This window comes from Frankia sp. AgB1.9 (assembly GCF_016786355.1).
Taxonomy (GTDB): Bacteria; Actinomycetota; Actinomycetes; order Frankiales; family Frankiaceae; genus Pseudofrankia.
In genome coordinates this window covers 84,449-97,772 of sequence record NZ_JADWYX010000014.1, presented here as the reverse complement: position 1 = coordinate 97,772, position 13,324 = coordinate 84,449, and the positions used below count along the sequence as shown (strand labels likewise).

The window sequence follows — 13,324 nt, the reverse complement described above, 5'->3', positions numbered from 1 at the left end:
TCTGAGTGTCCCGGCTCGCGGCCCAACGGGCAAACACATATTCGAGCAGTCGGGACCCCGGCGGCACTCGCGCGGGAGCCGTTCGCCGTCGAGGGGCTCGTTGTTCCCCTGGACGAGATCGCGCGCCGAGCCGGGGGACGCGGGCACGGTGCATCGACACTTCCGACCAAGGAGACGCTGTTCGTCGCGGTCGTCGCCGACCGAGTCGAGGAGCTTGTCACGGACGTCGGCGCCCTTGCCCATCAAGGCCGATCCCGGCTACGCACTGGTCGAGATGCTCAAGAGCCGTCGGACACGGCCGTCGCCGGGCTCAGCGCCGAGGGAAAGACCCTCCCCCCATTGCCAACGCCTATCGTGCGGCGGTGATTTGTTCTCGGAGAATGTCACCATGGCCGGCGTGACGGGCGAAGTCCTCGATCAGGAGCAGGTAGACAGACCGCAGGCTGACATCGCCGGCGCGGGGGTGCGCCCTGGTGTCGTCGAGTTCGAAGTCGGCGGCGATCACGCGGGAACGCTCGCTGGCACGCTCGAACTCGGCGATCACGTCGGCCAGCGTCTCGCCGTCGGCGACAACGAAACTGCCGTCGTCACCGGTGGCGTAGCCGTCGCATGCGGACTCGTCCAGGCCGAGCAGGGAGGCCGCCCAGTCCGCCGACCCAGCAGCTTCGCCCGCGAGCTCCTGCCCATCCGTGCGAAGACTGCCTTCGCCGAGTCTCCTCGATACCGTAGGGACGCCCCGTCCGCCGGCCCTGACCCGAAAACGGGATCTTCCGTCCAGGTCAGGGCCGAAGGCACGGCGGCGCCGTCCTCGCAATGCTGGCCGCCGCGAACACCACTCGGGAGACCGGCCCATCGTCTCTGGCCGGGTCTGAGCCGGCCGAACGTCAACGAGAGACGAGCGTGGTCAGCTGATCGGGACGGCCAGGAAGGTCAGCCGGGCACGCGGTCGAGGAAGCCAAGCACCCGCTCGATGCGCCCGTCGGCATCGGTGACGACGACGTCGAAGCCGACCACGACCGGCTCGGCACCCTCGGGTCCCAGGCCCCAGGTGAACCGCGCGACGTTGTGGTGGGTGTCGATCGGGCCGGCCGGCGAGAAGACGAAGTCAGGGAACTGGCTCTGGACGGCGGCGATGGTCGCGGCCAACGCGTCCCGGCCCTGGACGTGCGCCAGCGGGTCGACGTAGCTGGGATCGGCGCTCCAATGGCGGTCGATCAGAGCACGACGGGTGTCGGCGTCGGTCTCGTTCCAGCACGCCAGGTAACGGTCAACGAGGTCAGACACTGCGATTTTCCTTTCACCACCGGATTTTCATCGGTCGACGACGATCCTGCCGGCGGCAACAGGAAAGGTCTATTCCCTCGGAGGTAATGCGATCTCGTTACCTCCGAGGTAATCGCGGGCCCGCGAGTGGGCGATACGGTTGCCGGATGAGCGTCACCGCGCTACCCAACCGCCCGGTCGGTCAGCTCCTGCGCGACTGGCGCGAACGGCGACGGCTGAGCCAGCTCGAGCTGTCCAACCAGGCCGAGATATCGACGCGCCACCTCAGCTTCGTGGAGACAGGACGGTCCCGCCCGACACCGGAGATGATCCTCAGGCTCAGCGAGCGCCTCGAGGTTCCGCTGCGGGAACGCAACCTGTTGCTCCTGGCAGGCGGCTACGCACCCGCGTACCCGCAGCGTGGGCTTGATGAGCCGGAACTCGCGAGCGTGCGGACGGCGCTGCGCCTCGTGCTCTCCGGGCACGAGCCATGCCCGGCTCTGGTGATCAACCGGTGGTGGGAGCTCCTGGACGCGAACGCCGCGGTCGGCGTCATCACCGCCGGGTGCGCTCCGCATCTCCTCAGGCCGCCGGTGAACGTACTGCGGCTGAGTCTGCATCCGCACGGGATGGCGCCGCGGATCGCGAACCTCGCGCAATGGCGCGCGCACCTGCTGGGTCAGGTGCGTCGGCGGGCCGGCGAGACCGGGGACGAGCGGCTAAAGGAACTGCACGACGAGCTCGCCGGCTACCCCGGCGGGACCGACTCGACGTTGGCGCCCAGCAACGTCGTGCTGCCGCTGCGGCTCCGGCACGAGGCAGGCGAACTTTCGTTCTTCTCCATCGCGGCGAAGGTCGAGACCGCCGGCGACGTCACGGTCGACGAACTCACGATCGAGGCCTTCTACCCCGCCGACCCTGAGACCACCCACCGCTTGCGGACGCTCGTGTGAGGAATGGGCAGCCGAGCAGGTCCACCACGACGACTGCCCATTCTGAACGCACACGGCGTAGCGCACACGGCGTAAGGCGGCTACGCTTCGCGTCACATTGCCGAGGTGGTCGCGCCGACCTTCACGCCGCCCTCGAAGCGGCCCAGGCCGTAGTCACCCCTGATCGTGGTCCGGTGCATGACGCGGTCGAGGCTCGGGTCGCATCCGCCGGCCTCGTGCAGCATGCGCCAGTTGTCCCAGATGAGCATGTCCGTCGTCTTCCAGCTGTGCCAGTAGGGACGGATCACCTTCAGGACCTCGGCCCAGAGGTAGTGGAACTTCTCCTCGCCGTCCGGCGTCTCCTGTCCCTCGAAGCCCACCGCCATGTACGGCGAGAGGTGCATGACCTTCTCCCCGGTCTGGCGCGTCCACACGGCAGGGTGAATGGCGCGAGGCAGCGCGGCGGCGTTCTGCAGGATCTGCTCGGCATTCGCGTAGGGCCGAAGCTCCTTGAACGACGCGGGAAGCCCGAAACGCTGATGCGGGTACAGCAGGTCGAGGGTGTAGATGACGTTCAGGTCGTCGGCGGCGGCCTTCGCCTCGGCGGGCAGGTCGTTCCAGATCTGGATACCGTCGGCGAACCCGGTCAGGCCGTCATCCGGCGCGACCGTCACCGCGCGCAGGACGCCGGCCCGGTTGAGCTCGTCGTTGTAGCAGTGGTCGAAGTGCCAGGGCTGCCAGCTGATGCGCGGCTTGCCGTCGATCTCGACGATGCACATGTCGGGGGTCGCGCTGATCGCGATCACACCCGGCCACCGCTCCGCGTCGACTCGGGTGGTGGTCTTGCTCGGGTGGTCCTTCAGCGGGCCGAAGACGTTGCTGATCCGCACCTGAAGCTCGGTACTCGGCTCCACGTCCTCGAAGACGATCACGCCGCGGCGTTCGAAGGTGTCGGCGATCTCCTGCCGCACGGCCTCGTCCGCCAGCGCGGCCGAGGTCACGCCGGAAATCCGCGCACCGAACGGCAGGCCGTCCTGCAGGTCCTTGACGGTGATCGTGCTCATGTACCCGCGCCTTTCTTCGCTGGCCCGTTCGGGACTCGATCCCGAACGGTGATTCCCGACCGGCTGTCCTGGTTCTCGGGTCGGCCTTGCGTCATGGCTGTTCCGTCGGTCAACGAGTGGACGCGCCCGCGAGGGAAGGCCCGCTGACGGCGCGCAGATTGCTCAGGGACGCGGGCGCCGGCAGCTCGATCACGCTGGACCCGTACCTGGCGGTCATCAGGTCGTGCGTGTCACCGAGATGTCGGCTCATCTCGCGGCTCGCCTGGTCGCCCCGGCCCGCCTCGATCGCGGCGACGATGCGGCGGTGCGACGCGATGGACATCCGCCGGGCGCGCTGGTCCGACTGGTAGTCGGCCCGCAGCACCCGGTCCTCCTGCGCGTTCCAGACGGCCTCGAGCGTCCCGGCGATCAGCCGCATGGTGGTGTTGCCACACAGCTCGGTGAGGCCCAGATGGAAGGCATGCGCCGCGTCGTGGAACTCCGCGGCCGCCTCGCTGGCCTCGCTCTCGTCGATGAGCCGGTTGAGCCTGTCGACGATCGCCTGCCGATCGGGCAGGGCGGCCGCGAGAGCGGCGCACGTCGGCTCGATCGCGAGCCGGCCGACCGCGAGGTCGTCACAGGTGACCTCGTTCGCGCGCAGCGTCAGGCCGAGGTGATAGGCGGCGCTGGTCGCCGTGGGCCGGGTGACCACGGCACCGCCGACGTTCCCGCGCCGGATGCGCACGAGGCCCTCGGTCTCCAGGATCCGCAGCGCCTCACGCAGGCTCGGCCTGCTGACGCCGAACTCGTCGAGCAGGTTCGCCTCGCGTGGGAGCGCCGCGCCGTCGCTGAGCTCGCCGGTGACGATCCGCCGCCGTAGCTGCGCGGCTACAAGCTCGGCCACCTTCGGCGCCTGGATGCCGGGCATCGGCTGGTCACCGGTCCGCTGCCGGTCGTCGTGCACCATGACCGGAACCGTAGCTCCCCAGCGACCTTCTGTCTATATCATTGAAAGATCGTCTCGCAACGTATATACGATGCAGCGAGACGCCCGAGGCCGGGCGATGGCGCGGTCGCGGGCCGATCGGCGCTAGCTGGACACCCGCGATCGGACCGCGTAGGTCAGGTGGGTCACCCGCTGCGTCGGCTCCGCGCGGACTGGCTCCAGGGCCACGCGGCCCGCGTCGACGCCCTCGAACAGGCGGATGCCGGAGCCGAACAGCACCGGTGAGAGCGCGATCGTGAACTCGTCGATCAGGCCGGCGTTCAGGTACTCAAGGATCGTCGCGCCGCCGCCCGCGATGCGGACGTCCCGGTCTCCGGCGGCCTCGCGGGCCTGGTCAAGCGCGGTCTCGATGCCGTCGTTGACGAAGTGGAAGGTGGTCCCGCCCTGCCGCTCCCAGGGGTCACGCTTCTCGTGCGTCACGACGAAGACCTGCGTGTGGAACGGCGCCTCCTGCGGCCACGCCTGCTCGCCGGCTTCGAACATGCGCTTGCCCATCACGCTCGCGCCGGTGCGCTCGAACGTCTCCCGCGCGATGTCGTTGTCGCGGCCCTCCTCACCGCCCTCGCCGAGCTTGAGGTTCTCCCGGAAGAACCGCAGCGGGAAAGCCCACCCCTGCAGCTCCATCCACAGCTGTCCCATCAGCTCCTCGGGAGACTCGGGCGCGATGAAACCGTCCAGCGACATCGACACGCTGAAGAACACCTGCCCGGCCATCAGACCTCGACTTCCTTTTGAAGGATCTCGGTGACGTAGGCGGCCAGGTTGCTCAGGGTCTGCTGGCCGCCCTCGATCGCGTGGTACTTCTCGACCACCTCGTCGCGCAGCTCCCTGGTGGGGAACACCGTGCGCATCTCGATCCGGGTCGCCGCGCCGTCGGGCGCGAACGTCAGGACCGACTCGAAGGCGTTCGGGTCGCCGCGGGACTCACCGTGCAGCAAGGCGATCCGCTCCGGCGGGGCGATCTCGGTCCAGGAGATCCACTCCTGGTAGTCCGTCCCGTCCGGTCCGTGCATCACGAAGTCCCACTCCCCGCCGACGCGGAACTCGAAGGCCCGCGTGGTGGTGGTGAACCCGTTCGGTCCCCACCACCGCGACAGGTGCCGCACCTCGGTGAACGCCTCGAACACCAGCTCCCGCGGGGCGCTGATGACCCGGGAGATCACGATCTCGCGGTCGGCCGTCGCGGACCGCGCCGGCGCTCCTCGTTCCGTCGCGCTCATCAGCTACTCCCCCTGCCTTGCCTGCTTGAGGTCCTGCACGTACGCGTCCAGCCGGTCGAAGCTCTCGTTCCAGAACCGCTCGAACCCGCCGGCCCACTCGTGAACCGGTCGCAGCCCGCGGGCGTCAAGGCCGTACAGGCGTTGCTTGCCCGCCTTGCGGTCCCGCACCAGGCCGACCTCGCGGAGCACCCGCAGGTGTTTGGACGCCCCCGGCTGGGTCATCCCCAGCTCCTGGGCCAGCTCGGTCACCGGCCGCTCCCCCGCCCGCAGCAGCACCAGGATCTCCCGGCGCTGCGGCTCGGCGATCGCGTTGAAGACGTCCGACGTCGTCGCTGCTCGTGCCATGGTCCGATCGTATGCCGATATCGGCATACGTCAAGGCGGCTACTCCGGTTGGTCAGCGAGCGGCGCGCGCATGATGGGCTGCAGGAGAAGCCCCGCGAGGGTGTCGGCGAACGACGACGATGGCTGGTCGCGCAGTACCAGGCGATAGATGAGCGCTCCGCTGATCGAGTCGAACAGGGCGTCGACATCGACCCCGGGCACGATCTGCCCGCGTTCCGTCGCGAGGGCGACGAGATGCGTCACGCGGTGACGCGCCTCGGTTTCGAGACGTTCCACCACGCTGACCCGCAGCGCCTCGTTGCTTCCCACGTCCGCCATCAGTCCGGGAAGTGCCGCGCGTACCTCGGGCAGGTCGAAGAACGCGGCGGCGCGGCGAATGAGGTCGCGCAGGTCGCGCTCGAAGTCGCCTGAGTCGTACTCCTTGACGGTGGGCGCGGCGGGGGCGACGGCGTCGAAGACGAGGTGCATCTTCGAGGGCCAGCGGCGGTAGATGGCGGGGCGGTTCACCCCGGCCTCCCGGGCGATCGTCCCGAGGCTCATGTCCGTGTAGCCGAGGCTGAGCAGTTGCGCGCGGGTCGTCGCGAGAACGCGCTCGTCGATGGAGAGATCGCGGGGGCGCCCGGACGTCACGCCCGCCGCCTCGGTGGTCGAGGGGGACGACGGACGTCGCGACCGCGCGAGCCCGTCGCCACCAGGGTCCTCGCGTGCGGCCGCGTTGCTGGCGCTCACTGCCGCTCCCTTCGCGGTAGTAGTCGGTCAGGTCTCGAGCCCTTGCAACGCGGCGTCGAGATATGTTACATGTCGTCAGGTAATATTAGGACCGTCGCCCTGGAGGACTGGCTGAGCGATGCCCAGGTCGTCCTGGCGGCCTCCGGTGACACATCCACCAACGGTAGGACGACCAGGCGAGCGCTCCACCGGCGCGTCGAGGCCCCGTGTCGGCAGGGACGCGCCGCCACCAGAGGGCGCCCCGCGCTGACAGGCGGCGGGGATCTCGCCTGGTCCCGGCGGCCGGACGCGCCGTCCGGGCCCTGACCGTCGAATGGGAAGAGACGAGCAGATGGGAACAGCGATGTCCGCACCGGCCCTCGCCGACCGGGTCGAGATCGACCTCGGCGTCTACAACCCCTACGACATCGAGTCGGTCGAGAATCCGTACCCCGTTTTCGGGAAGCTGATCGCCGACTACCCGGTGGCCTTTCACCGGGAGATCAACGCCTGGATGGTCTCCCGGCACGACCTGATCGCCGAGATCCTGCGCGACACCCGGTTCAGCACCAACTTCGCCGACTGGAACAACGCCCCGACCCCGAAGCCCCGGTCGGAGTGGACCCTGTACGACCAGCAGCAGTCGATGTCGATGGGGACCGTGTCGCCCGCGGCGCACATGCGCCTGCGGCGGCTGACCGCGCCCGCCTTCTCCCGCCGGGTCATGGACCAGATCGAGGACCGGATCCGGGACTCCGTCGCCGGGATCTTCGACGAGATCGAGGACCCGCGCGAGTTCGACGCCGCGACGGACATCGCCGCGAAGGTCCCGATCCGGGCGATCGCCCGGATGGTCGGCGTTCCCGCCGAGTCCGAGACCCTCTTCGAGCACGGGCTCGGCTGGAACCTCGTGCGCGCGTCGAACCCGCTCTACAGCGCGCAGCAGCGGGCGGAGTTCGCCGAGGGCGCGCTGCCAGGGCTGCAGTACCTGCTGGACACGGTCGCCGAGCGCCGCCGCGCCCCGGGCGACCACGACGACTTCCTCGGCACCCTGCTGGCCACGGAGGTCGACGGCGAGCAGCTGACCGACTGGGAGATCGTCAGCGTGATCACGGCGCTCGTCACCGCCGGCGCCGACACCGCGGTGGATCTCCACACGCTGACGCTGCGCGCGCTCCTGACGCATCCCGACCAGCTGGCCCTGCTACGGGCCAGGCCGGAACTGATGGAGAGCGTCATCCTCGAGGTGCTGCGCTGGGGCGGGCACGGCAAGTTCGGCGCGATCCCTCGTTTCCCCCGCGAGGACGTCGAGATCGGCGGGCAGCGGCTGGAGAAGGGCACTCACGTGATGCTCATGTTCTCCGCGGCCGGGCTCGACCCGGCGAAATGGCCAGACCCACTGCGCTTCGACGTCACCCGCAACCACGCCGGCAACATCATCTTCGGAGCCGGCCCACACCTGTGCATCGGCCTGAACCTGGTCAAGGTCCAGGGAAAACTCATGATCGAGGAGTTCGAGCGGCGGTTCGGCGACACCGCGAGGATCGCCGGCGAGATCGAGTACGACCCGAGGCACTTCAATGCCCGCCGGATCAGCAGGCTTCCCATCGGCACGGCGAGCGGCCGGCCATGACGGACACCTGGCGCATCGAGGTCGACCGGCACCGCTGCGTCGGCACCGGCGCCTGCGCCTACGCCGCCCCCGAGGTCTTCCGCCTCGACGAGCGCTCCCTCGCGACCGTCGTCGGAAAGGTCGACGGCGACGACGCCTACCTGCGCGACGTCATCGCCGAATGCCCGACCGAGGCCCTTCGGCTGACGCCCATCGGCGACGCACGGCCTGGGAGTCAGTAGCGTCATCTCCGTCAGGGTCGCGCGGAAGGGGTGGACGCCGTGCCGAACGACGGGGTGCGCAGAGCGGAGATCCTCGACACGGCCGCGACGCTGTTCGCCGATTCCGGCCTGCGGACGACGCTCAAGGACATCGCCGACGCCTGCGGCATCCTGGCCGGGAGTCTCTATCACCACTTCGACTCGAAAGACGCGATCATCGTCGAGCTGGTCCGGCGTTATCAGGCTGAGCTCGACGAGGTCGCTCGTTCGGCCTCCGCGGACCTGCGTAAGGCGAGCTCCCGCCCGGTCCTGGAACGGACGATCGCGTTCGGAGAGGCGATCGCGGCCTGCGCGGTGCGGCACCGGGCGGCGCTGCTGCTGACGTTCTACGAACCATCCGCCGGTTCCAGCGACGAGCTGGTGGCACTTGCCGCCCGGACTCCCACCGCCATCCAGACCACGATGCTCGAGATTGTCCGCGCTGGTCAGGCCGACGGGTCGATCCGGCCGGGCGTCGAGGCGTCGCTGCTGGCCGACCGGTTGTGTTCGAGCATGCTGCATGTCGGCATCGGGGTGTTCCACCGCAGTCCGAGCGCGGCGCGCGTCCCCGCGATCCGCTGCGCGATTCTGTTGAACGGCATCGCGCCCGAGTGCCCGCGGGACGCGGCGCTCGACCGGTCGGCCGCGCTGCGGGAGGCCGACGACGCGATCGCGCGGTGGAGCGAGGGTTCCGACACCGACCAGAGCGAGCGCGTGGCGCTGATCCGCTCGGCCGCCCGGGCCGAGTTCAGCCGGCGCGGGTACGAGGCCACGACCGTGCGGGACATCGCCGCGACAGCCCGCCTGAGCGTCGGGAGCGTCTACCGGGTCACCGAGTCGAAGGAGCACCTGCTCACGTCGATCATGGGCGGCTACGTCACCGCGGTGACGGAAGGCTGGAACGCCGTCCTGGCCGCGCCGGCCAGCCCGGTCGAGAAACTCGACGCACTCATGTGGTTCAACATCAAGGTCATGGACCGGTTCGGTGAGGAGTTCCGGATCCAGTTCGCCGGACTGCGCCAGTCACCGCCGGAGAGCCCCAACCTCCGCTGGCCGTTTCCCGCGCAGCTGCGGCAGGTGAGAACGCTCCTGGCCGCCGGGACGAAGACCGGCGAGGTCCGCTTCGGCGCCGCGTCGGCCGACGTTCGGGCGCGTACGGTCTTCGAGGCGCTGTGGACGCCCGGGAGCGTCGTGCGCGCCGCCGGCCCGCGGGCGGCGCTGCGGCTGGCCCGGGACACCGTCCTGCGCGGCGCGGCGGCCCAGGCCGACGCCACCGAGCAGGCCGCCCACGGACGGACGCGGGCCGCGGCAACCTGACCGTCCCCGCGAGCCGTCGCCCTGGCGCGGGGGCGAGATCATTCGGCGGCGGCTCAGTCCTGGCCGAAACGATCGACGAGGCGCGAGTTCACGCCGTCCGGGTCGAGCCGCCTGGCGACCAGGTAGCCGGCGCCCATCCAGCCGCGGCGGGTCCACTTGCCGAACGACAGTCGAGTCCCGGGCGCGCCGGACGCGGCGGGAAGCATCTTGACCCGTTCGAGTGCTTCCTTGACGCCACGCGGGCTCAGCGGATGAGCGTCCGCGAACGCGTGCAGCAGCACGGTCGCGAGGTCGTGGTTGACCACCGGCACGCAGTACTCCGGGCGCCGGCCGTAAGCGGCCGCGTACCGGTCGAGGAACCGCTGGCCGTGCCGGTTTCCTTCGTCGTACTGGTCGATGCCGGTCCAGCCCAGCATCGCCTGCCACAGGACATCGTTGATCCAGGCGTTCTGGAACGCTGTTCCCATGAAGCGCGGCGGGTCCCAGCCGAGCGCCTTCAGCGCCGGGTTGATGAAGACGACACCGAAGCCGAAGCCGCAGTGCACCAACGCCTGAGCCTTCGCCTCGTGTAGCCGGCGCACATTGTCCTGGACGTCCTGGGCGGTCTGGGCGATCCACTCCTCGGCGACGATGCGGATGCCCTGCTCCGCGCACGCCTTACGGAAGTTGCGGATGTAGGACTCGCCGACGAGTGACCGCTCGATGAGGCAGCCGACCTCGGTGTGGCCGCCCTTGGCGAGCAGCTGAGCCCAGAAGATCGGCTCGTCCGTCAGCGAGCCCTGCGGCAGCGAGAACGTCCATTCGCCGAGCCAGTCGTCCGTACCCGTCACGCTGATCGCCGGCACGTGGAACCGCTCTTCGATCGCCTCACGGGTCGGCACGCAGTTGTCGGAGATCGCAGGACCGAAGACCACCAGGCAGCCCTCGTCGACGAGCTCGCCGTAGGCATCGATGACCGCCTTGACCGAACCCTTCGGCAGGCCCTCGACCTCCCGGAACACGATCTCCACCGGCCGGTCGATGATTCCCGCCCTGCGGCCTTCTTCGAAGACCAGCTCGAATGTCTGATGCAGGTCGTCCCGCTGGTCCTTCGGGTAGCCGTCCGGCAGGCGGAAGTCAAACAGGTAGCCGAGCTTGATCGGCTCGGCGCTGCTCTCGTACGACACTGATACTCCCTCGGTCGCGCGCAGGCGGCTGACGTCCGCCCGGCTGGTGCCGCCGCCCGTTTCAGGGGCCGGGTCAGGACGAGACGGTGACGCCGGGGACCTGCGTCCCGCAGATCGGGCTGGCCCCCTTGACCGGCTCGAAGACCTTTCCGTTCAGCTTCACGATCCAGGTGCAGTTGTCGACGCCGTTCACGGCGTGCTCGCGGTCGTTGACGTCGAGCCTGTGGTCGCCGTAGAGGCCCGCGGCACTGAAATCGTGAATGTTCGCCAGCGCGGCCAGCAGCGTCTGTTGGGTTACTCCGCCGCCAGTACCCTTCAGCGCCTCGACGAGAAGGGCCATGGATACGTAACCCTGGTACTGCGCGAAGGTGGGTTCGCCGGTGACCCCGCCGGTCCTCAGGTCGCTCACGAACTGCTTCGTGGCCGCCGTCCGCATCTCGACCGGCTCGAAGCCAAGGAGGAAGTAGACGCCCTGCGCCGCCTGCACCGCACCCGGACCGGCCTGCGTGAGGTCACCCCCGTAACCGGTGGGAATCAGAGCCACCTTGAGCCTCACGCCCTGGTCGCGAAGCGCGGTGATCAGCGCGAACGCGGTGTTCGGCTGGACCGACATGACGAGGCCGTCCACGCCGGCGTTCTTCATGGCGAGCACGGTGGGACCAACATCGGTGCTCCCAAGCGGGAACTTCGAGTTGAGGTACGCGACATCGACACCCGCCGCGCGCGCCGACGCGGCCCAGGTCTCGGAGGCGAGGGACGAGGTCGGGACCGCATAGCCCAACGAGGCGAGCCTGGTCACGCCCTCCATCTTGAAGAAGGCGCCCACCGTGGTGGCGACCCACGTCGGGTGGAGGGCACCGTAGATCGAGAACATGTTCTTCGCAGTGATCCACTCGCTTGCGTCCTCGGCGGGCCCGATCACCGGCACATTGTGCGCGGTGAGATAGTCCGACGCCGCGAACGTGAGGGCGGAGTTGGCGATGACGGCCAGCACATGCTTCTGGGTCACCAGCATCTGCGCGGCGGCAAGCGTTCCGGCCGGCGTGGTCTGAGTGTCCGCCAGCACATATTTGATCGTGTAACCACCGCGCGCCGCGAGAGCGACACCCGCCTTGATTCCTCCGGGGGTGCTTCCGTGCACGGAAGAGGCCGGGCCGGTGATGTCGGAAAGGACTCCGATGGTGTAGGTGCCCTTGCTGGGGACGCTTGTCGTCGTGGCGGTCGGAGCGCCGGGCGAGCCAGCCGAGCCGCAGGCGGTGGCGGCTGCCGCGAGGGCAACCGCCGACACTAAGAGCCTGTTGCGATTCCTGCGCATCGTCTACCTCGCCCGCGGGTGATGAGCTGACCGTGGCCCTGTGACCGTCACTGTCCGCCTCCTGCCCCGCCCTGCGGGGGTTGGTTCGGCACTCCTGGGAACAGCTCGGTCGTCGGTCCGACGGTCACGTCACCGTTCAGCTTGGTGGCGAGGTGGGGCGCGAACACGGCGCCGTACAACAGATTGCCGAGCACGATTACCGAGGCGACGGACAACGCGACCGCGCGGGCCGGGGTCTTCGTCCTGCGCTCGGCCCACGCGTCGATGACCGTGCGCCCTTCCGGGTCGGTCCGCCCGAGGAGATAGGTGAAGACCATCATCTGCACACCCATCGCGAGGGCGTCGTACAGCGGGTACTGGTGCCTGGTTCCCTCGAACATCGCCAGGCCGGAGATGACACGGCCGTAGTAGAAGACGCCGGCGCGGACGCCGAAGACGCCGTTGAAGAGCAACGCCCAGCTGTAGCCGACGACGAGCCCGACGGTGAGCAGACCGATCGGCCGTCGCCACCCGAACCTCGCGCGCAGCCGCCGTTCGAGCGCCACGCCAAGGAGCGCCGGGAGCACGAAGTACTCGATGTAGCCCAGCGGCACCGACACAGGCAGCCCACCCCACGTCAGGTTCAACGGCCACCAGGAGGGCATGCGCGGCAGGCCGGGCGCGAACTGCGCGTACATCGCCCAGTCATACGGCGCCTCGATCCAGGAGAACGAGATCGCCGAGATGCATAAAAGCAGTAACGGGTGCAGACGCCGCCGGCGAACGGTCAGCACGATGCCGGCCGCGAGGAACGAAAGGCCACCGACATAGGCGAACACCTGGCCGAACAGGAGCGCCGGCGTCAACCCGTCACTCATCGGTCGCGCCCGGACGTCCGGGACGCCGCATTTCGGGGTCGAAACGCAGGACGACACCGTAAATGAGCCCGATGAGGGCGAACAGCGTGCCGAGCATGATGACGGCGCCCACGTCGCTCCTCAGCTCACCCGGGCGGGCAGCACGGCCCGACCGCGGACGCTCGGCGCGTGGGCCCGGTGGACCCCCGCGCAGTCAATCTCCCAGCCGCACCGATGCGTCAAGAGCTCCCCAACCACTCATCAAACCTAATATTTGTTCACAACCTAGCCAGCCGGTCAT

The 13,324-nt window shown here is 69.1% G+C and carries 15 protein-coding genes; 4 read left to right on the top strand and 11 right to left on the bottom strand.

Annotated elements, in window-relative coordinates; translation table 11 throughout:
- Positions 1 to 349 precede the first annotated feature (349 nt).
- Both I6A60_RS41365 and I6A60_RS07550 read right to left on the bottom strand, forming a co-directional pair.
- On the bottom strand, positions 350 to 853 hold the full coding sequence (locus I6A60_RS41365; RefSeq protein ID WP_238434950.1) for a DUF664 domain-containing protein: 504 nt from the start codon (positions 851 to 853) through the stop codon (positions 350 to 352).
- A gap of 77 nt (positions 854 to 930) precedes the next feature.
- Positions 931 to 1,284, bottom strand: a complete 354-nt coding sequence (locus tag I6A60_RS07550) for a nuclear transport factor 2 family protein (protein WP_203021274.1) — start codon at positions 1,282 to 1,284, stop codon at positions 931 to 933.
- 146 nt (positions 1,285 to 1,430) lie between these two features.
- Here I6A60_RS07550 and I6A60_RS07545 point away from each other — a divergent pair, with 146 nt between their 5' ends.
- Entirely contained in the window at positions 1,431 to 2,216 is a 786-nt protein-coding gene (locus tag I6A60_RS07545) for a helix-turn-helix domain-containing protein (RefSeq protein WP_203021272.1), read from the top strand.
- 92 nt (positions 2,217 to 2,308) lie between these two features.
- On the opposite strand, the gene I6A60_RS07540 is transcribed toward I6A60_RS07545, so the two are convergent.
- From I6A60_RS07540 to I6A60_RS43385, 6 genes are all read right to left on the bottom strand, one after another.
- The gene (locus I6A60_RS07540) at positions 2,309 to 3,259 is read right to left on the bottom strand and encodes a TauD/TfdA family dioxygenase (RefSeq protein WP_203021270.1); all 951 of its coding nucleotides are present in this window, start codon (positions 3,257 to 3,259) and stop codon (positions 2,309 to 2,311) included.
- A 109-nt stretch (positions 3,260 to 3,368) separates the two neighbouring features.
- On the bottom strand, positions 3,369 to 4,205 hold the full coding sequence (locus I6A60_RS07535) for a FadR/GntR family transcriptional regulator (protein ID WP_203021268.1): 837 nt from the start codon (positions 4,203 to 4,205) through the stop codon (positions 3,369 to 3,371).
- Positions 4,206 to 4,328: 123 nt separating this feature from the next.
- The gene (locus tag I6A60_RS07530) at positions 4,329 to 4,958 is read right to left on the bottom strand and encodes a dihydrofolate reductase family protein (protein ID WP_203021266.1); all 630 of its coding nucleotides are present in this window, start codon (positions 4,956 to 4,958) and stop codon (positions 4,329 to 4,331) included.
- Positions 4,958 to 5,464 (bottom strand): SRPBCC family protein, encoded by a 507-nt coding sequence (locus I6A60_RS07525; RefSeq protein ID WP_203021264.1) that lies wholly within the window; start codon positions 5,462 to 5,464, stop codon positions 4,958 to 4,960. Before I6A60_RS07525 ends, I6A60_RS07530 begins: the two co-directional genes overlap by 1 nt.
- 3 nt (positions 5,465 to 5,467) lie before the next feature.
- A complete protein-coding gene (locus tag I6A60_RS07520; protein WP_203021262.1) occupies positions 5,468 to 5,809 on the bottom strand; it encodes a metalloregulator ArsR/SmtB family transcription factor in 342 nt (113 codons plus the stop codon).
- A gap of 39 nt (positions 5,810 to 5,848) precedes the next feature.
- On the bottom strand, positions 5,849 to 6,538 hold the full coding sequence (locus tag I6A60_RS43385; RefSeq protein WP_203021260.1) for a TetR/AcrR family transcriptional regulator: 690 nt from the start codon (positions 6,536 to 6,538) through the stop codon (positions 5,849 to 5,851).
- A 343-nt stretch (positions 6,539 to 6,881) separates the two neighbouring features.
- On the opposite strand from I6A60_RS43385, the gene I6A60_RS07510 reads away from it, so the two are divergent.
- From I6A60_RS07510 to I6A60_RS43380, 3 genes are read left to right on the top strand one after another with little or no spacing between them, the layout of a single operon-like run.
- On the top strand, positions 6,882 to 8,150 hold the full coding sequence (locus I6A60_RS07510; protein WP_203021258.1) for a cytochrome P450: 1,269 nt from the start codon (positions 6,882 to 6,884) through the stop codon (positions 8,148 to 8,150).
- Entirely contained in the window at positions 8,147 to 8,371 is a 225-nt protein-coding gene (locus tag I6A60_RS07505; RefSeq protein WP_203021256.1) for a ferredoxin, read from the top strand. The genes I6A60_RS07510 and I6A60_RS07505 overlap by 4 nt, the downstream gene beginning before the upstream one ends.
- Before the next feature lie 39 nt (positions 8,372 to 8,410).
- Positions 8,411 to 9,706, top strand: a complete 1,296-nt coding sequence (locus I6A60_RS43380; protein WP_203021254.1) for a TetR/AcrR family transcriptional regulator — start codon at positions 8,411 to 8,413, stop codon at positions 9,704 to 9,706.
- A 53-nt stretch (positions 9,707 to 9,759) separates the two neighbouring features.
- Here I6A60_RS43380 and I6A60_RS07495 read toward each other — a convergent pair whose 3' ends face one another.
- From I6A60_RS07495 to I6A60_RS07485, 3 genes are all read right to left on the bottom strand, one after another.
- A complete protein-coding gene (locus I6A60_RS07495; RefSeq protein WP_203021252.1) occupies positions 9,760 to 10,872 on the bottom strand; it encodes an ABC transporter substrate-binding protein in 1,113 nt (370 codons plus the stop codon).
- 73 nt (positions 10,873 to 10,945) lie between these two features.
- A complete protein-coding gene (locus I6A60_RS07490) occupies positions 10,946 to 12,187 on the bottom strand; it encodes an ABC transporter substrate-binding protein (protein ID WP_203021250.1) in 1,242 nt (413 codons plus the stop codon).
- 47 nt (positions 12,188 to 12,234) lie between these two features.
- Complete coding sequence (locus I6A60_RS07485; protein WP_203021248.1) at positions 12,235 to 13,044, bottom strand: spirocyclase AveC family protein; 810 nt, start codon at positions 13,042 to 13,044, stop codon at positions 12,235 to 12,237.
- Positions 13,045 to 13,324 lie beyond the last annotated feature (280 nt).

Excerpts from the sequence above, each read along its gene's own strand:
- I6A60_RS41365 (WP_238434950.1), bottom strand. The coding sequence starts at position 853 with ATGGGCCGGTCTCCCGAGTGGTGTTCGCGGCGGCCAGCATTGCGAGGA.
- I6A60_RS07545 (WP_203021272.1), top strand. The coding sequence starts at position 1,431 with ATGAGCGTCACCGCGCTACCCAACCGCCCGGTCGGTCAGCTCCTGCGC.
- I6A60_RS07540 (WP_203021270.1), bottom strand. The coding sequence starts at position 3,259 with ATGAGCACGATCACCGTCAAGGACCTGCAGGACGGCCTGCCGTTCGGT.
- I6A60_RS07535 (WP_203021268.1), bottom strand. The coding sequence starts at position 4,205 with ATGGTGCACGACGACCGGCAGCGGACCGGTGACCAGCCGATGCCCGGC.
- I6A60_RS07530 (WP_203021266.1), bottom strand. The coding sequence starts at position 4,958 with ATGGCCGGGCAGGTGTTCTTCAGCGTGTCGATGTCGCTGGACGGTTTC.
- I6A60_RS07525 (WP_203021264.1), bottom strand. The coding sequence starts at position 5,464 with ATGAGCGCGACGGAACGAGGAGCGCCGGCGCGGTCCGCGACGGCCGAC.
- I6A60_RS07520 (WP_203021262.1), bottom strand. The coding sequence starts at position 5,809 with ATGGCACGAGCAGCGACGACGTCGGACGTCTTCAACGCGATCGCCGAG.
- I6A60_RS07510 (WP_203021258.1), top strand. The coding sequence starts at position 6,882 with ATGTCCGCACCGGCCCTCGCCGACCGGGTCGAGATCGACCTCGGCGTC.
- I6A60_RS07505 (WP_203021256.1), top strand. The coding sequence starts at position 8,147 with ATGACGGACACCTGGCGCATCGAGGTCGACCGGCACCGCTGCGTCGGC.
- I6A60_RS07490 (WP_203021250.1), bottom strand. The coding sequence starts at position 12,187 with ATGCGCAGGAATCGCAACAGGCTCTTAGTGTCGGCGGTTGCCCTCGCG.
- I6A60_RS07485 (WP_203021248.1), bottom strand. The coding sequence starts at position 13,044 with ATGAGTGACGGGTTGACGCCGGCGCTCCTGTTCGGCCAGGTGTTCGCC.